Raw genomic sequence first — 17,939 nt, 5'->3', positions numbered from 1 at the left:
ATTAGCTAAGAATCTGCAGGGGTTTATCATTAAAAAATATCGTCGTCTAATTGTTTCAGGTACTCGAAGAAAATGGACAGGCTTTTTTGGACGTTCGGCCGCGGCGTCTTATGGGTAAGGATATAGGCCGTCAGTGGTTCCGGCGGGTCTGTCAGGTATTGGTAGGCAAACGTGCCTTTTTGGCAGGCGTACTTGGCGAAGAATAGGGGCATGACGGCCCAGCTGCCGCTGTGGGCCATGATTTGCAGGGCCAGCTGGGCGCTGGCGACATAGCTGGGATGAAATTGGTCGGCAGGCCAGTACGTTTCATGCCACTGCGTAAAGGACGGCGGCCAGTTGATGTACAGCTCTTTCGTGCAGTCCAGCCGGCGGGGATTGATGGGAGACTGGGCCGACTCCTGCGGGTCGCCGGGCATGACGCAGACCAGGGGAGACTGCCGCCATGGCTGGCAGGAAAGCTCCGGCGACGCCGAATCGCGCCAGCCGATGGCCACGTCGATGACGCGCTGCTCGACCAGCGGGGGAAATTCGATGGCGTGCTCCGTATGGATGTAGAGGTTCATGCCGGGCGAATGGGTCAGCAGGCGGGAATACAGGGCGGGAAAGACGTAATCGTTTAGGATCTGTACCGACCCGATCGATAAGGACAGCCGTTCCCCCAGGCTTTTGAACCGCTGCGTTTCTTCCCACACGGCGTTCCAGCGCTGAGCGATGGACAGGAAATCGCGTCCCGACGGCGTCAGCGTCGATTCCTTGATGCCCCGGCCCCGATCCAGCAGGGGGATGCCCAGCTCGTCTTCCAGCGTTTTCAGCCGCCGAGTGACGGCCGTTTGGGAAATATATAATTCATCGGCGGCTTTGCTGATGGTTCCGTATTTGACGATGGCCAAAAAGGCCTGTATATCGTGAAAGTTCATGGCATGCTCCTTTTTGAAATATGCAAAAAGCTGCTATTTAAGCTGATATATTCATATTTTACATTATATTTGACTGCTTGTACAATAGAGGTACGGTAAAGATACAAAGACAAGCAGATGCTTGTTTGACTGCGTATATTCAAAAGGAGGACCTACGTTGACAGATACTTTATTATTGGACATTGGCATTATCGTGCAGATTATTTTGATTGACCTGGCCCTTGGCGGCGACAACTCCATCGTCATCGGCATGGCGGCGAAAAATCTGCCGCCTCGCTTGCAGAAGAAGGCTATTTTATACGGCACGGCCGGGGCGATTCTCCTGCGGTTCCTGCTGGCGTTCATTGTGTCGTGGCTGTTGTTCATCCCGTTCCTGAAGACCGTCGGCGGCGTGCTGCTCGTCGGCATCGGCATCAAGCTCATCGGCGCCCAGGGCAAGGAAGAGACGCACCACATCGAGGCGAAGGATTCCTTAGGTGCGGCGATTAAGACGATTATCTTGGCCGACGTGCTCATGAGCCTCGACAACGTCCTCGGTATCGTCGGCGTGACGAACAACCACTGGGGTCTGCTCATCTTCGGCATGCTGATTTCCGTGCCGATCATCATCCTGGGCAGCACCATGGTCATTAAGATCATGAACAAGTTCCCCATCCTCATCTACGTCGGCGGCGCCATTTTAGGCTGGGCGGCCGGCGGCATGATCGTGACGGATACGTACCTGGCCGAATACGTCCCCTTCGTGGCGGCCAACGCGACGGCGATGAAGGTCGGCTTGTTAGCTGCGACGCTGGCCGGCGGTGCCATCTGGAAGTACGGCGGCTGCTGGAAAAAAGAAAGCGTGGCATAACTGCATATTCTATAAAACTGAAAAGACTGTACGCGAAGTGTTATAGCACTGGCGTGCAGTCTTTTTTCCGTATATTTGACAAACGCGGCGGCAGCTTGTATAATACACACTATGCTGTATATTTTCGTATAGGAGATAGGGATTCATGGTTGAAGCAGAATATATTTTGGCGCGCAACGTTATCAAACTGGCCAATGTCATCATGACCATACGAAACAGAGAAATTAAAGAACTCGGCTTGACAGCGGAGCAGGCGGACAGCCTTATATTTTTTTCTCAGCATGCCGGCGCGTCGGCCGTGGATTTGAAAGCCTATCTGGGCGTTGCCCATCAGACTGCCCGCGGCATTGTAGAGCGGATGGCGGCCAAGGGGCTGGTGACGACCCATGTTTCTGAACGGGACGGCCGCTATAAGACCGTTGCGCTTACGGAGGAGGGCCGTACGTTATGCACCGCGATGGCTGAGAACGGCACGTATACAGGCCGGACGTTATTGCAGGGGATGAGTGAGGCTGAAAAAAAGCAGTTTTTTTCTCTGTTAACCAAGGCGCTGCAAAATATAACGACGCAGCCGTGAGCGATTACGTCTGCCCTAATATACAGCATGCTTCATACTTACGCTGTGGCTGCTGCTCATAAAGGCAGGCATACATAAAAAGAAAGAGAGATGTATCATGTTGGGATTTCGTAAGGAAACAATAGAACGTTTTATCTGGTATGTACTGGGACTGAATCTGATTGCCGTCGCCGTCGTGCTGAATATCCGCTACGTCATGGGCGTCGCGGCATTTAGCTCCGTCATGTATGCCATATCGCAGATTTATCATATTTCGTTGGGGACGGCGTCGATCCTTTGTTATCTGCTGTTTGTATTGATACAGTGCGTGTTGTCGCGGAAAATTAAAGCGGTGTATTTGCTGGAGATTCCCTTGTCGCTGGCTTTTGGCGTCGTGACGGATGTATATGACTGGCTGATACCGGAATTTCACTTTCCGGCCTATATCAGCATGACCTTATTTCTGCTGACCATGTTTGTTACAGCCTTAGGCGTATTTTTGTGCGTAAAAACTAATTTTGTGCTGACGCCGACAGAAGGCATTGTGCAGACGATTTCTGAAGTATTTCATATTGCCTTTTCTGCTGTAAAAAATACATTTGACGTCTCCTTAGTCGTTATCAGTACGCTTCTTTGTGTATTTAATGATACGGAGCTGTACGGCATTGGCGCCGGGACCGTCTTATCGGCCCTGTGTATAGGACGAATTATCGGAGTATATGAAAAGATGTTTCGCTGGAAAAAGCTGAATCAGCTCAAGCAGCTGCGGCGCAGCCGGTATGCTGCCTGCTGACCATGAAGGGAGGTTTTCTGCCGCGCAAAAACGAGGAGCCTGGACGTTATGTCCGCGGCTCCTCGTTTTTGTATGATGAAATTCCCCCGATAGCTGTATTATTTTTCGTCCATAATGGCTTCCGGCCCCCTGTCGCCGGTGCGGATGCGGACGGCGTCTTCGACGTCGAAGACGAAGATCTTGCCGTCACCGACCTTGCCGGTCTTGCAGACGCGCTGGGCCGTTTCGATGACTTTTTCTACAGGCACCTCGCATACGACTGTTTCGACCTTGATGTGCGGCAGCAGGTTGATGGCGTATTTCTGGCCCCGGTATACTTCGACGTGGCCTTTCTGGAGGCCGCAGCCGTAGACCTGGCTGACGGTCATGCCCATGACGCCGATGGCGTTGAGGGCATCCTTCAGTTCTTCCAGCTTGCTGGGCCGGGTTACGATGTCTATCTTAGTAATTTTTCTGTCCATGCATATCACTCCCTATAACTGATGACCGCTGACGCCGATGTCGCTGATCGTAGACGGCGAGACGACGGGTGTATTCAGGCTTTCGCCGAAGGGGCTGCCGGCTGTAATGGCGTAGTTGTAGCCCCGTTCGCCGTGTTCGGTAATGTCCAGGCCGGAGATTTCTTCTTCCTTGTCGGCGCGGACTTTCATGATAGAGCTGATAATCTTATACAGGATAATCGTGCCGACGATGGCGAAGACGTAGGCGACGACTGTCGAGACGACCTGAGCGAAGAGCAGATGCGTTTCGCCATAGAATAAGCCGTTGGCGCCGGCCGGGTTGACTTCCGTCGTAGCCCAGAGGCCTGTGGCGATAGAGCCCCAAGTCCCGCCGATGCCGTGGATGCCGAAGGCGTCGAGCGAATCGTCGTAGCCGAATTTGGCTTTGACGACGGCGACGGCAAAGTAACAAACTGCGCCGCCGATAGCGCCGATGATGACGGCGGGAAGCGGAGCGACAAAGCCGGCTGCCGGCGTAATGGCTACGAGGCCGGCGATGCAGCCGGAAGCTGCGCCGAGAATGGTCGGTTTACCATTGACAGCCCATTCGATAACGACCCATGCCACGGTCGCCGCAGCGGCTGCGCCCTGGGATGCGATGAAGGCGTTGGCAGCCAGGCCGTTGGCGCCGAGGGCGCTGCCGGCGTTGAAGCCGAACCAGCCGAACCACAGGAGAGCCGCGCCGAGAACCGTCATGGGCAGGTTATGGGGCAGCATGGGAATGCGGCCGTAGCCCTGGCGTCTGCCGAGAAGAATGCAAAGCGTAAGACCCGAAACGCCGGACAGGATATGAATAACCAAGCCGCCGGCAAAGTCGAGAGCGCCGAGCTGGGCCAGGAAGCCGCCGCCCCATACCCAGTGGGCCATGGGATTGTAAATGAAAATAGCCCAGAGCAGGATGAACACTGTAAACGCATGGAATTTCATCCGTTCGGCAAACGCGCCGGTAATCAAGGCCGGCGTAATGACGGCGAACATACACTGGAAGGCGACGAAAGCCAGTTCGGGAATCGTGCCGTTAGCCAGGACGGACATGCCGACGCCCGTCAGGCCTACTTTGTCTAAGGAACCAATAAATCCGTTAATATCCGAACCAAACGTCATAGCGTAGCCGATTAAAATCCATTCGACAGAAATCATGGCGACGATGAAGAAACTCTGCATAATGGTCGTCAGTACGTTTTTATTGCGGACCATGCCGCCATAGAAGAAACCTAAACCAGGCGTCATAATAAATACGAGCGCCGCGCTGATGAGGACCCAGGCTGTATCGCCTGGGTCGATGGCCGATGCCGGATCGGCGGCAAATGCCGTCGGCGCGGACAAGGCCGTGCAGGCCAGAGCCAGGCGCAAAATGGACCACCCTTTTGTCATTAAAATCATCCCCCTATCGTAAGAAAAAAGGCGTCTATGCGGAAACTACCCCCTCGTACTTTCCCATAGACGCCGTTGTCTGTACATATATTGTTTTATCAATAGAAAAACAGAAAGGCTCCGGCATCATCGGGTACCTCGATATGCCAGAGCCTCATTGCTCAACTCGTATTCTATTGATGTGCCTTATTATACGGCGTTTCCGGCAGATTGTCAAATGTTTTTAAGTAAAAAATAATAAAATTAACAGTTTATATTTATAAAATAGAAATTTACTTTATTTTATTATCAAACGAACAGGATGTGGCCGATGAAGATATAGAACGTCAGGGAGATGGCGCTGAGGGCCGTCGTGTTCATGACGATCTGCGTGGCGTAATCGGCGTTGTTGCCGAATTCGATAGCAAAGAGGGCCGTGTTGACCGCCGTCGGAATGGCGCAGTAGATGAGGAAGACCATGGCGCTGACAGCCGTAAAGGTGCCGGGCATCAGGGCGTTGGCCGCGTATATCATGACCAGGCCGAAGAGGGGCAGGACGGTCATCTTCAGCAGGCTGATGATCCACACGTCCTTGTCAAACCAGTGTATCTTCGTCTGGGACAGCTGCGCTCCAATGCTGACCATGGCGACGGGCAGCAGCGATTTGCCGGCCATTTCCATGATGGGCCAGAAGAAGAATTCTTCGGCGTTCCAGCCTGTCGAGCGGACGAGGAGGGCCGCGGCGAGGAAGTAAATCATGGGCATGCGGAACATGACGCGCAGCGTATCGGCAGCTGACAGCCGCCCGCGGCCGGCCTGATAGAGGCCGAGGGTATTGAGCGATACGCTTTGGACGATGAAGATGATGATTTGGACGACCATGGCTTCGGCAAGGTAGGGCGTCTGGCCGTCGACGACGAAGGGGGCATGGGAAAAGACGAGGATGATGAGGGCTACGCCCAAGTTGCCTGTGTTATTGAACATGAGGGCGTTGCGGCATGACTGTATCATGCCTTCGTCATAGCGGCGCCAGTGGCTGACGAGATTGGCCAGGAAAAAACAAAAGACCATGAAGACGGTCATGGCGGCGATCATCGTCACGCTGGCCGGGGGAAATTCCGTTTCGTATACGTTGGTGAAAATGAAGCTGGGAATGACCAGGTAAAACATGAACTTGGACAGGGTTTTTACGTCTATGTGAAATTTCCGGTCTAACAGGAAGCCGATGAGGACGAGCCCGAAGATAGGCAGCATCGTATGCTCGATAATAAATAGGAACACCATTGTCAAAACCTCTTTTCATCAAAGATAGGTTTTATTATATAGCAAATAAAAAATATAGCAAATAAAAAAAGACGGCAGGGCAGAATAGGAAATACGGTAAGGTTTTCCTATCCTGCGCCTGCCGCCTGAGGGGGATGAGCGCGCTATTTGTAGCTTGCGAAATAATATACGACGTTCAGCAAGGTTTCGCACATGTATTTCAAGGCGTTGCTGTCCCAGTGGAAATCGGGCGAATGGCCGACGACAGGTTCGTCGCCGCAGACGCCAACGTAGTAAAAGGCGCTGGGGACGGCGGCGCTGAAATAAGCGAAGTCCTCCGAGCCGGAGCCGCGCTGCATGGGCACGACGTCGACGCAGTCGGCGCATTGTTCCGTCAGGATCGCCGCTACGCGGGCCGTGACGGCTTCGTTGTTGACGCAGACCGGCGAGAAGGGGACGACGTCCAGATCGTAGGAGCCGCCGTAGGTCAGGGTGACGGCGCCGAGGACGTGGCGGAGCTTGTCGAGGATGTCGCGGCGTTTGGCTTCGTTATACGTCCGCAGCGTTCCTTTTAATTCCGCCGTATCAGGGATAACGTTGGGATTGCGCCCTGCCTGGAACTGGCCGAAGGTCAGGACGACGCCGTCGCCGTCGGCGCGGCAGTTGTATACGTAGCTTTGAATCATCTGGATGACGTCTACGCCCATCTGAATCGGGCTGATGCATTCCGACGGCTGGGAGCCGTGGCCGCCCTTGCCGTGGAGGGTAATGGTGAAGTCGTCGCACGAGGCGGAGATTTCGCCGCTGCGGATGCTGACATAGCCCTTGGGAAGGGCGCCGGCTACGTGGAGCCCGAGGGCGTATTCGACGGGCGGGTTATTGAGGATGCCTGCGTCTATCATGCGGGCTGCGCCGCCGTTGCCTTCCTCGGCAGGCTGAAATGCCAGGCGGACCGTGCCGCGCAGGCAGTCGCGGTGCTTGTTCAGGATTTTAGCGACGCCCAGCAGGTTGGCCGCATGGCCGTCGTGGCCGCAGGCGTGCATGACGCCGGGGACGAGGGACGCGTACGGACAGTCGTACTTTTCCGTCAGCGGCAGGGCGTCGATGTCGGCGCGGAGCAAGATGACCGGGCCGGGATGGGCGCCGCGGATGAGGCCGGTGACGCCGGTGCCGGCTATGATTTTTACGTCTTCAATGCCCATGAGGGAGAGCTCTTGGAAAATGGTTTTGCACGTATCAAATTCTTTTTCGCTCAGTTCGGGATGGGCATGGAAATATTCACGCATTTCCATCATATAAGGCAGTGTCTTGCGTACGGCTTCGTGGATGTTGAATGTTGGTGTAAATTGGCTGCTCATATGCCTTATGCCTCCTTTGTTGAGCCTGACGCTGCTTTCATCGTGTCTATATTACTTCTATACGGCGCGGGAAAAATCCTGCCGGCCGTCGAAGTTTTTCCGATTATTTTACAGAAGAGGCGGCCCCTTCTTTTTTGCGGAAGGAAAAGCGGAGGCGGTGTTTTTCAATCCATACGAAGATGATGGGGATGATAAACAGGGTGAAGACCGTCGACGTCAGGAGGCCGCCGATGACGACGACGGCCATGCTGGCTCTCGTTTCCGAGCCGGCTGTCATGGACAGGGCCGTAGGCAGCATGCCGACGACCATGGTCAGCGTCGTCATGAAGATCGGCCGCAGGCGGACCTTGCCGGCCTCGATAATGGCGCTGCGCGGGTCGAGGCCCCGTTCCATCAGGGTCAGCGTATAGTCGAGGAGGAGGGTGCCGTTTTTGGCGACCAGGCCGTCCATGACGAGGATGCCGATGAGGGAATACAGGTTGATCGTGTTGTTCGTCAGGAATAAGAGGAACAGCGAGCCGATGAGCCCCAGGGGCAGGGAGAACATGCGGATAAAGGGCGTTTTCACCGATTCGTACAGGATAGCCAGGATCATGTAGATCAGGATGAGCGACAGGACGAGGGCTTCGCCCAGGTCGCGGAACGTCGTGGCCATCTGGTCGGCCTGGCCCGTAAAGCGGTACGTGATGCCGCCCATATCCGTCGCGTCGAGCTTGGCCGAGATTTCTTCCATGACCTCGTTCAGGGGACGGCCCTGGAGGGTGCCGCCGAGGGTAATGGCCCGTTCCTTGTCGGTGCGGCGGATCGTGACCGGGCCGGTGGCCGCCTTGATGTGGGCGACGTCGGCAATGTAGATGATGCGGCCGTCGGCGTTCAGCGGAATCGTTTCCAAATCGGAAATGCGGAAGCCGTCGGCGCCTTTAAAGCGGACATAAATATCCGTGTCGTTGTTGTCGTTTTTGACGTCGTTTGCCAGGACGCCGGCCTTTTGGCCGCTGATGGCGTTGGAGAAGGTCTTGGTCAGTTCGCCTAAGGACGTGCCGTACTGCTTGAGCTTATTGCGGTCTACGTCGAGCTGGTATTCGGGCATGCCGTCTTCATAGGAGCTGCTGACGTCGCGGACGCCGGGGATTTCTTCCTTCATCATCTGCTGTACTTCCCGCGACTTGGCGATGAGCTCGTCCATGTTTTTGCCGCGCAGCTCGAGGCGCAGGTTGCCCGAGCCGCCGCCGAAGCCGCCTGACGTGCCTGATACGGAGGCTTGGTCTTCCTTGACCCGGACGTCGCCGTCCAGAATATTCTTAGCGGCGAAATTGCGGACGTCGTTGGTAATCTGCCAGATCGAGCGGGAGCGGTCCTGCCGGTCCTGAAGGGTGACCTGTATATTTGCTTCATTGAGGTTGCGGCCGCCGACCATGGCCGTCGAATAGACGACTTCCGGCACCGTCGCCAGATATTCTTCTATCTGGCGGGCTGCCTTGTCGGTCCGTTCCAGGTTGGCGTTCGTAGGCAGCTGGAGGGTGATGCGGAAGCCGCTTTCATCGGTCTGGGGCATGAATTCCGAGCCGACGAGACCCGTCGGGATGAGGGCTACGGACAGGGTAAAGCACAGGAGGACCGGGAGGACGAGGCGCTTGGCATGGTCCAGGCTCCAGGTCAGCATGCGGCCGTAATGGCTGCGGGCCCAGTCTTCGATGGCGTCCATGCGCCGCCACAAGGGCGTATCGGGGATTTTCAGGCCTAAGCGGAAGAGCCGCGACGCCAGCATCGGCGTCAGGGTGAAGGAGACGAAGAGAGAAAAGAAGGTGGCGAAGACGATAGTAAGGCCGAACTGCTTGAAATACTGGCCTACCATGCCGGTCATGAAGGCAATGGGCAGGAAGACGACGATGTCGCACAGCGTAATGGCGATGGCGGCCATGCCGATTTCCGTCCGCCCATTCAGAGCCGCTTTTTTCGGCTCTTCGCCGTTCATGAGGTGGCGGTGGATGTTTTCCAGCACGACGATGGAGTCGTCGACGAGGATGCCGACGCACAGGGCCATGCCCATGAGGGACATCATGTTGAAAGTAAAGCCGGCGATGTACATGGCGAAAAACGTCGAAATGAGGGATGTCGGGATGGCGATCATGACGGCCAGGGTCGAGCGCCAGCCCCGCAGGAAGAAGAACAAGACCGTCCCCGTCGTGATGAGCCCTTCGATGAGGGTCTGCAAGGTGTTGTGCAGGGAGTTGCGGACGTACGACGCCGATTCGTTCGTTACAGTAAAGGTATAGTCCGGGTTGTCGCGGCGCAGCGTTTCCAGCTTTTCCGTCACGTTGTCGACCGTAGAGACGACGTTGGCGTCGCTGTTTTTGTAGATGACCATGACGACGGCGTCTTCGCCGTTGACGCGGGCGTAGCGGCTGACGCGCTGGTCCTTGCGCTTGATGTCCGCCACAGCCGTAATGGGAATCTGCACGCCCTTGGCATTCGTGACCTGTATCTTTTCGATTTCATTTTCGTCGGCAAACTGAGCCTTGACCCGCACGTCCGTCGTCGTGGCGTCGGAGTAAATCGTGCCGGAGGGCATGAGGACGTTTTCTTCGCGCAGGGCCGAGACGACTTCGCTCAAGGTCATGTCGTAGTGGATGAGCTTGGCCTTGTCGACTTCGACGGCGATTTCCTTGTCGCGGCCGCCGTTCAGCTCGATTTCCGACACGCCGTCGGCCTGCTGGAGGACGTCCTGAAAGTCGTTTTCCGCTTTCGAGTAGATGTCGTCCAGGGACTGATTGGATTGGACGGCGATAAACATGATCGGCGTGGCGTTGACGTCGCGCTTGATGACAACGGGCTCGTCGATTTCATCGGGAAGCTGGCCGCGGATAGCGTTTATCTTTTTCGTGGCGTCGATGGCCGCCGCGTCGGCGTCGGCAGAGAAGTCAAGCTCCAGGGTGATGCGGGCCTGGCCGTAGGAGGCCGTCGACGTGATGTGTTTCAGGTTGGAGACCGACGACAGGGCGTCTTCGATGGGCTTTACGACCTGCTGTTCGACCGAGTCGGCATTGGCCCCGTCGTAGTTGACCGTGACCGTGACGTACGGCGTGTTGAGGGCCGGCAGCAGTTCGACGCCGATACGGTAGAAACTGAACAGGCCGAGAACGACGAAGAAGGCGACGGCCATGCAGATGCCGATGGGCCTGTCGATGGAAAATTTCGTAAGATTCATGACGTCACCTGATTTCTTTTTCAATGGTTACGGATACGCCGTCGCGGAGGCGGGCCAGGTTCGTCGTGGCAATCTGCTCGCCGTCGGACAGGCCTTCGAGGATTTCTACGTAGTTGTCGTTGCGGAGGCCTGTTTTAACCGTGCGGATGGCGATGGTGTTGTCCGGGTTAATGACGTAGAGCTGGCTGACGCCGTTTTGTTCGACTAAGGCGTCCTTCGGTACGAAGAGGGTATTCCTGCGCTGCAGTACTTCCAGCGACGACTGGGCGAACATGCCGCCGCGCAGGAGATTGTCCGGGTTGGACAAGGTGATGCGGACGATATAGGTCTTGTTCGTCGGGTCCATGGCCGGGCTGACATAGGTAATCGTGCCGTCGTACGTGTTGGCCAGCGATTCGACGGATACAGATACGGTCATGCCGGGCTGGATGGCGGCGACGTCGGCTTCGGCGACGGGGCAGTCGATGTAGATGCCGCTGGTGTCCGTAATGGTCAGTACCTTCGTATTGGCGGCGGCCATAGCGCCGGCTTCGGCGTTGCGGTAGGAAATGACGCCGTGCCGCGGCGCGCGGATGGTCAGGTCTTCCAGCTGCTTGGACAAGCTGTCGACGGTATATTTGGCCTTGGCCTGGGCGGCCTGCTTGCCGGCGATGAGGGCCGGCGTGTCGCCGACGTTCTGAAGCTGCAAGTTATCCAGGGCGGCCTTGGCGACGATGAGGGCCTGGTACATCGTGTCCAAATCCTTCTGCGATACGGCGCCTTCGTCCTTTAAGATGACGTAGCGGTTGTAGTTCATCTTGGCCGTGGCGTATTCGACCTGGGCTTTCTGCAGGTCCGAATAGAATTGTGACTGGGCCGATTTTGTCTCGGCTGCAGCCTGGGCCCAGGCTGCCCGGTTCTGGGACAGCTGGAGGTTCGTGTCGACGGGGTCCTGCTCCAGCAGGACCTGGCCTGGCTCTACTGTGTCGCCTAAGTCGACGTACACGGCCGTAATATTGCCGGCGTATTTCGTCGACAAGTCCACCTGGGCTAAGGGGACGGTCTGGCCCGATAAGGAAATGGTGCGCATCATATCGCGCCGTTCGGCCCGGTAGGACTGGACGGACGCGTTGGTCAGGGCCGAGCTGCTTTTCGCCGCCCGGTCCGAGTGGCTGATGACGTAGATGCCGGCGCAGGCCAGGAGAAAGACCAGGCCGAAGGCGACGAGCTTATTGCGGCTGCTGTGGAGCAGGTTGTGGGAAGAAAAGGGAAAATGTGCCATAGTCAGAACCTCGCTATCGTTTCTCTATATAATACATAAATAGTATGCATGATTCGGTACTTTAGTCAGATAAATCTTTACTATAAATATAAAGAGTCGGCGCTTAAAAGGCAATATGAAAATCGTAAAATTTAAAGAACTGTAACAATAGCCGTCCATGCGGTGACAATAGGCCGACGCTGCCGTGTGTCGCAATTTGACTTCCTATGGTATAATATCGTCAAAACATGCGGGGAGTGACAGGATATGCATATTAACAGACAAGTCGCGTCGGCCTTGGATGCGCTGAGCCATTGGCCGCGGTTTCGCCTGCGCCTTTTTGCCGAAGGGGCGCTGGTCGGCGTCGTGTCCGGCGTCATTATCAGCTTTTTCCGATGGGCGCTGGATGCGGGGACGCGCGTGCGGGAATACATGTACGAGGCGGTGCTCCTGCCGGGTGGATGGCTGGAAAACGGCCTTTGGTTCGCGCTGCTCTTCGGTGCGGCCTACATGCTATGGCGGTTCAGCGCCTATGAGCCCAATGCCGGCGGCAGCGGCATTCCCCAGGTCAAAGGCGTCATTTTAGGCGTTATCCGCCTGCGCTGGCTGCGCATCTTATGGGTAAAGCTCGTCGGCGGCATTGTCGGCATCGGCTTGGGATTATCCCTGGGACGGGAAGGGCCGTCTATCCAGATTGGGGCCGTAACGGCCCAGGGCATCAGCCGGAATCTCGGCCGGTTCCGCATTGAAGAGCGATACCTCCTGACGGCAGGGGCCAGCGCCGGTTTGGCTGCTGCCTTTAACGCGCCCTTAGCCGGCGTCATGTTTGCCCTGGAAGAGCTGCACCGCAATTTTTCCGGCGTCGTCCTGGCGCCGGCCATGGCCGCGGCCCTGCTGGCGACGATGGTCAGCCGTCTTGCCTTTGGCCGCGCGCCGATTTTTGAGTTCGGGACGGTACCGGTCCTGCCGCTGCAGTATATCTGGATCGCCGTCGTCGTCGGCATAGCCGCCGGACTCGCCGGCATTGTCTTCAACAAGGGGCTGCTGAATATTCCGCGCTTTTACAGCCTGCCCTGCTTTCGCGGGTATGGAAAGTTTGCCTTTGCCCTCGCGGCGGCCGGCGTATTGGGATATGTGTTCCCGCAAGTGCTGGGCGGCGGCAACGAATTGATCAACAGCCTTCATACCCTGCCTCTGTCCTTGTCCCTCTTTGCGGCCCTGCTCATCGGAAAGTTTTTGTTTACCCTGGTCAGCTACGGCTGCGGCGCGCCGGGCGGATTTTTCCTGCCCATGCTCGTACTGGGTGCTCTTACGGGCAGCGTCGTCGGCATCGTCCTGATACAGCTGGGCGTCGTCGGCCCGGAATACTTGTCGAATATCGTCATCCTGTCGATGGCGGCGTTTTTCTCGGCCTCCGTCCAGTCTCCCGTTACGGGCACGATCCTCATCATGGAAATGACGGCTTCGTACGAGCATTTGCTCGTCTTGTGCACGGCATCCCTCGTGGCCCTCGTCGTCGCCCAGGTCTGCGGCGGCCAGCCGATTTACGAAGCGCTGCTGCAGCGGATTTTGGCGGCTCACCGGCCGGAAATCCTGGCGTCGGAGCGGCGCCATCTGCTGGAGCTGACCGTGGCCAGCGGCAGCGCCGTAGACGGTAAATACGTGGGGCGCATCGCCTGGCCCAGCCACGTCGTCCTCGTCGATATCAAGCGCAGCAGCGGCGACGTGCTTCCCGGAATGGACATCCGCCTGCAGGCCGGCGACTATTTATACGTCCTTACCGACTCGGTAGAAAGCGCGGAAGCCGTCCGCTGTCTTGTAGAAGTGGAAACAGTGTAGTTTTGCATAATAATTATAAAAAATAATACCAGGTCTTAAAAATATAAGCGGAAAGTATGAATTTATTAAGCTAAGAGAAAACAAATGCGGATAGCATCGCGTATAAAGTTGTGAAAAATAACGCATAAAGATTTGTTTTTTTGACTTATCCTTCAATCTTTGGTATAATTTTTTCTGAAAGTTGATGTTTAGGTATGGATATTTCAAAGAGGTGGTTGTTTGAAGAACCGTATACTGATTCTATTGACGCTCATATTTGTTTTTGCATGTTCCTCACTGGTTTGTGCAAAAGTCGAAATGGGAATGAACGGCTCTGCAGTACAGAGCGTACAATACATGCTCATGGATACCGGGTATTTGGCCGGCGGCGCCGACGGAATTTTCGGCAGCGCGACGGAAGACGCCGTAAAGCGTTTTCAGGCTGACTACGGGTTAGATGTAGATGGCATTGTCGGTTCGCAGACCATGGCGGCTCTTTCAGAAGCCAGTGGACGCGAAGCCCCTGCCGAAGAAGGGGTTGGCTCCTACCAGCGGCGTATCGTGATGGACGCATCGGCTTACACAGCCGATGATCCCGGCAACAGCGGTTTTACGGCGACGGGCCTGCGCCTGCGCCGCGGCATGGTGTCCGTAGACCCGGACGTCATTCCGTTAGGCTCGCAGCTGTACATCGAAGGGTACGGCTACGCGACGGCTGAAGATACGGGCGGCTCTATCGTAGGCAACCGCATCGACTTGGCCATGGACTCCATTACGGAAGCCCTGAATTTCGGCAGAAGAGAAGTCGTCGTATACGTGCTGTAAGCGGCAGATTAACTGAGTAAAAAAGAAAAGCGGAGAGGTTTCGGCCTCTCCCTTTTGTTTTCACGGCGGAAATCGTCGAAATTCCCCCTGTTTTTTGTAAAAAAGTATGTATTTTCCGTGCTATTTGTGTTATTCTGAAAAGGACATGACAGTTATTTGTTTCAGGGAGGCTAATACTGAATGAAAGACATTATTGCACTTATTTTAGCTGCCGGAAAAGGAACGAGGATGAAATCCAGCATGCCTAAAGTTCTGCATAAGGTCGGCGGCGTGCCGATGGTAGAACAAGTGCTGCGGGCCGTCAAAGCGGCGGGAACGCAGCGGCAGGTCGTCGTCGTCGGCTTCGGCGGCGAAGCCGTGCAGGAATATCTGGGCGACAGGGCGGAAACTGTCGTACAGGAGCAGCAGCTGGGAACGGGCCATGCCGTCATGCAGGCAGAGCCGCTGTTGTCCGGCCTTTCGGGCACGCTGCTCGTGACGTGCGGCGATACGCCTTTGGTAACGGAAGACACCTTCCGCAGCCTGCTGGCCCATCATGAAGCCACGCAGGCTGCCGCTACGGTACTGACGGCGGTCATGCCCGACCCGACAGGCTACGGCCGGGTTATCCGCAATGAAAAGGGACAGGTCGTCAAGATTGTCGAGCAGAAGGACGGATCGCCGGAGGAATTAGCCGTGCGCGAAGTCAACGCCGGTATTTACTGCTTCGACATGGAACTCCTGTGGCAGATGCTTCATAACGTGACGAACAACAACGCCCAGGGCGAGTATTACCTGACCGATATCATCGGCATGCTCGTCGATGCCGGCAAGGTCGTCAGCGCCTTTGCCGCACCGGATTATAAAGAAACGCTGGGCGTCAACTCGCGCCTGCAGATGGCCGAAGCCGAACAGGTGTTGCGCCGCCGCAAGCTGGAACAGCTCATGACAGACGGCGTGACGGTCATCGATCCCAATAACACCTACGTCGATACGACCGTTTCCGTAGGCCGCGATACGGTCCTGTATCCGGGAACGATCCTGGAAGGCAGCACCGTCATCGGCGAAAACTGCCAGGTCGGCCCGTACGTCCGCATGACGAACGTTGTCATGGGCAGCGGCGACCACCTTCAGTTTACGTACGCCCACGACTGCGAAATCAAAAACGGCTGCGAAATCGGACCCTTCGTCCACTTCCGGCCCAATACGGTCATCGGCAACGACGTCAAGGTCGGCAACTACATGGAAGTCAAGAACTCCACCGTCGGCGACGGCACGAAGTTGCCCCACTTGAGCTACATCGGCGACAGCGACGTCGGCTGCGGCGTCAATATCGGCTGCGGCACCATCACGGTCAACTACGACGGCAAGGAAAAGCACCGCACGACGATTTGCGACCACGCCTTCGTAGGCTGCAACAGCAACCTCGTATCGCCGGTCACCGTCGGCGAGTATGCCTATGTCGGCGCAGGCTCGACGATTACGAAAAACGTGCCGCCGAAGTCTTTGTCCGTCGCCCGGGCTAAACAGCGCAACATCGAAGGCTGGGTCAAGGACGATACGTATAAGAAATAGCATATACCCATTTACCTAGTATAGAAATCATAAATTTATTTTAGGAGGCTCAACAAATGAGTTACGAAGACGGGAAAAAGCTGAAAATTTTTACTGGCAACGCCAATCCGAAGCTGGCTAAGGAAATCGCCGATTATTTAGGCCTGGAACTTGGCAAGGCCTTCGTCGGCAAGTTCAACAACGGCGAAATCCAAATCATGATCGACGAAAGCGTTCGCGGCAAGGACGTATTTATCGTACAGCCGACATGCCAGCCGGCCAACGACACGATTATGGAACTGCTCATCATGGCTGACGCCTTCAAGCGCGCTTCGGCAAAACACATTACGGCCGTCGTTCCTTACTATGGCTATGCTCGCCAGGACCGCAAGACCCGGGGCCGCGAACCGATTACGTCCAAGTTGGTCGCCGACCTCATGTCCGTCGCCGGCATTACCCGCGTCGTCACGATGGACCTTCATGCCGGCCAGATTCAGGGCTTCTTCGACATCCCTGTAGACCACCTCGGCTCGGCGTCGATTATTGCCAAATACTTGAATCAGAAAAAATCGGAAATCGACTTGGGCGACATCGTCGTCGTATCTCCCGACCTCGGCGGCGTTACGCGGGCCCGCGATTTAGCCGACCGTATCAATGCTCCTATCGCTATTATTGAAAAACGCCGTCCCCGTCCCGGCGTAGCCGAAGTCATGAACATCATCGGCGATATTAAAGGCAAGACCTGCATCCTCATCGACGACATCGTTGATACGGCAGGCTCCCTGTGCGGCGGTGCCAAAGCCCTGAAAGATATGGGAGCGGCCCGCGTATACGCAGCCTGCGCCCATGCCGTACTGACCGACCCGGCTGTACAGCGCATTCAGGATTCCGTCATTTCCGAGCTGATCATTACCAATACGATTCCCTTGCCCGACGAAAAGAAAATCGACAAGATCAAGGTCTTGTCCGTTGCTCCGCTCTTAGGGGAAGCGATCATGCGCATTTTCCATGAAGTATCGGTAAGCAAGCTCTTCGACAAATAAGGGTAGTTACGGTGCATATGATTGTTGGTCTGGGAAATCCCGGCCGAGAATACGAAACGTCAAAACACAATACGGGATTCCGCGTCGTCGACGAGCTGGCGAAGCGCTGGAACGTGACGCTGTGGCAGAACCGGATGGACGCCCAGGTTGCCCAGGCCGATGTAGACGGGGAAAAGGTCATCCTCGTCAAGCCGCAGACTTACATGAACAACAGCGGCCAGGCCGTAGGGCCCCTCATGCGCTGGTATAAGCTGGAGCAGGCCGACGTCTACGTCGTCTACGATGACATGGATTTGCCCGTGGGCCGTCTCCGCATCCGCAAGAACGGCAGCGACGGCGGCCATAACGGCATCAAGAGCCTCTTTGCCAACGGCTGCCGCGATTTCATCCGCTTTCGCGTCGGCATCGGCCGGCCTTTGCCGCACCGCGATGTCATCGACCACGTGCTGACTCCGTTTCCGGAAGACATGCTGCCGGAATACGAGGAAGGCCTGAAGACGACAGCCGTCGCTATTGAAGGCTGCCTGAAGGTCGGCGTCGACGTCGGCATGAACCGGTATAACCCGCGGAAAAAGAAGAAAACGCCTAAGCCGGAAGAAACGGCTGAACAGCGTACGGAAGAAACTACATAATATAAAAACTGCCGCTAAGCAACAGTTATGCTGTACTTAGCGGCAGTTTT

At 56.0% G+C, this 17,939-nt stretch carries 15 protein-coding genes; 8 read left to right on the top strand and 7 right to left on the bottom strand.

Going from position 1 to position 17,939, the window contains the following annotated elements; genetic code table 11:
• Positions 1-29: 29 nt before the first annotated feature.
• Positions 30-917 carry a LysR family transcriptional regulator gene (locus tag DKB62_RS05290; RefSeq protein WP_107196239.1) on the bottom strand — a complete coding sequence of 296 codons (888 nt, stop codon included), beginning with the start codon at positions 915-917 and terminating at the stop codon, positions 30-32.
• Between the two features lie 157 nt (positions 918-1,074).
• Between DKB62_RS05290 and DKB62_RS05285 the strand changes: the two genes are divergently transcribed.
• The 3 genes from DKB62_RS05285 (at position 1,075) to DKB62_RS05275 (ending at position 3,116) form a co-directional block, all read left to right on the top strand.
• Positions 1,075-1,767 (top strand): TerC family protein, encoded by a 693-nt coding sequence (locus DKB62_RS05285; RefSeq protein ID WP_087477590.1) that lies wholly within the window; start codon positions 1,075-1,077, stop codon positions 1,765-1,767.
• Between the two features lie 145 nt (positions 1,768-1,912).
• On the top strand, positions 1,913-2,344 hold the full coding sequence (locus DKB62_RS05280) for a MarR family winged helix-turn-helix transcriptional regulator (protein ID WP_087477589.1): 432 nt from the start codon (positions 1,913-1,915) through the stop codon (positions 2,342-2,344).
• 97 nt (positions 2,345-2,441) lie between these two features.
• A complete protein-coding gene (locus tag DKB62_RS05275) occupies positions 2,442-3,116 on the top strand; it encodes a YczE/YyaS/YitT family protein (RefSeq protein WP_198643513.1) in 675 nt (224 codons plus the stop codon).
• A gap of 98 nt (positions 3,117-3,214) precedes the next feature.
• Here DKB62_RS05275 and DKB62_RS05270 read toward each other — a convergent pair whose 3' ends face one another.
• The 6 genes from DKB62_RS05270 to DKB62_RS05245 all read right to left on the bottom strand — a co-directional run bounded on the left by DKB62_RS05270 (position 3,215) and on the right by DKB62_RS05245 (position 12,059).
• Positions 3,215-3,577 (bottom strand): P-II family nitrogen regulator, encoded by a 363-nt coding sequence (locus tag DKB62_RS05270; protein ID WP_087477588.1) that lies wholly within the window; start codon positions 3,575-3,577, stop codon positions 3,215-3,217.
• Positions 3,578-3,589: 12 nt separating this feature from the next.
• Positions 3,590-4,990, bottom strand: coding sequence for an ammonium transporter (locus tag DKB62_RS05265; RefSeq protein ID WP_107196240.1), 1,401 nt, complete (start codon positions 4,988-4,990; stop codon positions 3,590-3,592).
• Between the two features lie 288 nt (positions 4,991-5,278).
• Complete coding sequence (locus DKB62_RS05260) at positions 5,279-6,253, bottom strand: AEC family transporter (RefSeq protein WP_095630047.1); 975 nt, start codon at positions 6,251-6,253, stop codon at positions 5,279-5,281.
• Positions 6,254-6,396: 143 nt separating this feature from the next.
• A complete protein-coding gene (locus DKB62_RS05255; RefSeq protein WP_107196241.1) occupies positions 6,397-7,590 on the bottom strand; it encodes a M20 metallopeptidase family protein in 1,194 nt (397 codons plus the stop codon).
• 103 nt (positions 7,591-7,693) lie between these two features.
• The gene (locus DKB62_RS05250; RefSeq protein ID WP_095630046.1) at positions 7,694-10,798 is read right to left on the bottom strand and encodes an efflux RND transporter permease subunit; all 3,105 of its coding nucleotides are present in this window, start codon (positions 10,796-10,798) and stop codon (positions 7,694-7,696) included.
• 4 nt (positions 10,799-10,802) lie between these two features.
• Complete coding sequence (locus DKB62_RS05245) at positions 10,803-12,059, bottom strand: efflux RND transporter periplasmic adaptor subunit (RefSeq protein ID WP_107196242.1); 1,257 nt, start codon at positions 12,057-12,059, stop codon at positions 10,803-10,805.
• 246 nt (positions 12,060-12,305) lie between these two features.
• On the opposite strand from DKB62_RS05245, the gene DKB62_RS05240 reads away from it, so the two are divergent.
• The 5 genes from DKB62_RS05240 (at position 12,306) to pth (ending at position 17,889) form a co-directional block, all read left to right on the top strand.
• Positions 12,306-13,877 carry a ClC family H(+)/Cl(-) exchange transporter gene (locus tag DKB62_RS05240; RefSeq protein WP_087477582.1) on the top strand — a complete coding sequence of 524 codons (1,572 nt, stop codon included), beginning with the start codon at positions 12,306-12,308 and terminating at the stop codon, positions 13,875-13,877.
• A 219-nt stretch (positions 13,878-14,096) separates the two neighbouring features.
• A complete protein-coding gene (locus DKB62_RS05235) occupies positions 14,097-14,681 on the top strand; it encodes a peptidoglycan-binding protein (protein WP_232818806.1) in 585 nt (194 codons plus the stop codon).
• A gap of 180 nt (positions 14,682-14,861) precedes the next feature.
• Positions 14,862-16,235: a bifunctional UDP-N-acetylglucosamine diphosphorylase/glucosamine-1-phosphate N-acetyltransferase GlmU gene (gene glmU / locus DKB62_RS05230; protein ID WP_087477580.1), complete on the top strand. Its 1,374-nt coding sequence runs from the start codon at positions 14,862-14,864 to the stop codon at positions 16,233-16,235.
• Positions 16,236-16,291: 56 nt separating this feature from the next.
• Positions 16,292-17,257, top strand: a complete 966-nt coding sequence (locus tag DKB62_RS05225; RefSeq protein ID WP_087477579.1) for a ribose-phosphate diphosphokinase — start codon at positions 16,292-16,294, stop codon at positions 17,255-17,257.
• Between the two features lie 17 nt (positions 17,258-17,274).
• A complete protein-coding gene (gene pth / locus DKB62_RS05220) occupies positions 17,275-17,889 on the top strand; it encodes an aminoacyl-tRNA hydrolase (protein ID WP_107196243.1) in 615 nt (204 codons plus the stop codon).
• Positions 17,890-17,939 lie beyond the last annotated feature (50 nt).

This window comes from Megasphaera stantonii, from assembly GCF_003367905.1.
Classification (GTDB): Bacteria; Bacillota; Negativicutes; order Veillonellales; family Megasphaeraceae; genus Megasphaera; species Megasphaera stantonii.
The sequence above is the reverse complement of the archived record's forward strand: the minus strand, read 5'-3'. Positions and strand labels throughout refer to the sequence as shown.

Coding starts and splice junctions, on each gene's coding strand:
- DKB62_RS05290 (WP_107196239.1), bottom strand. CDS start 917: ATGAACTTTCACGATATACAGGCCTTTTTGGCCATCGTCAAATACGGA.
- DKB62_RS05280 (WP_087477589.1), top strand. CDS start 1,913: ATGGTTGAAGCAGAATATATTTTGGCGCGCAACGTTATCAAACTGGCC.
- DKB62_RS05275 (WP_198643513.1), top strand. CDS start 2,442: ATGTTGGGATTTCGTAAGGAAACAATAGAACGTTTTATCTGGTATGTA.
- DKB62_RS05270 (WP_087477588.1), bottom strand. CDS start 3,577: ATGGACAGAAAAATTACTAAGATAGACATCGTAACCCGGCCCAGCAAG.
- DKB62_RS05265 (WP_107196240.1), bottom strand. CDS start 4,990: ATGACAAAAGGGTGGTCCATTTTGCGCCTGGCTCTGGCCTGCACGGCC.
- DKB62_RS05260 (WP_095630047.1), bottom strand. CDS start 6,253: ATGGTGTTCCTATTTATTATCGAGCATACGATGCTGCCTATCTTCGGG.
- DKB62_RS05255 (WP_107196241.1), bottom strand. CDS start 7,590: ATGAGCAGCCAATTTACACCAACATTCAACATCCACGAAGCCGTACGC.
- DKB62_RS05250 (WP_095630046.1), bottom strand. CDS start 10,798: ATGAATCTTACGAAATTTTCCATCGACAGGCCCATCGGCATCTGCATG.
- DKB62_RS05245 (WP_107196242.1), bottom strand. CDS start 12,059: ATGGCACATTTTCCCTTTTCTTCCCACAACCTGCTCCACAGCAGCCGC.
- DKB62_RS05240 (WP_087477582.1), top strand. CDS start 12,306: ATGCATATTAACAGACAAGTCGCGTCGGCCTTGGATGCGCTGAGCCAT.
- glmU (WP_087477580.1), top strand. CDS start 14,862: ATGAAAGACATTATTGCACTTATTTTAGCTGCCGGAAAAGGAACGAGG.
- DKB62_RS05225 (WP_087477579.1), top strand. CDS start 16,292: ATGAGTTACGAAGACGGGAAAAAGCTGAAAATTTTTACTGGCAACGCC.
- pth (WP_107196243.1), top strand. CDS start 17,275: ATGATTGTTGGTCTGGGAAATCCCGGCCGAGAATACGAAACGTCAAAA.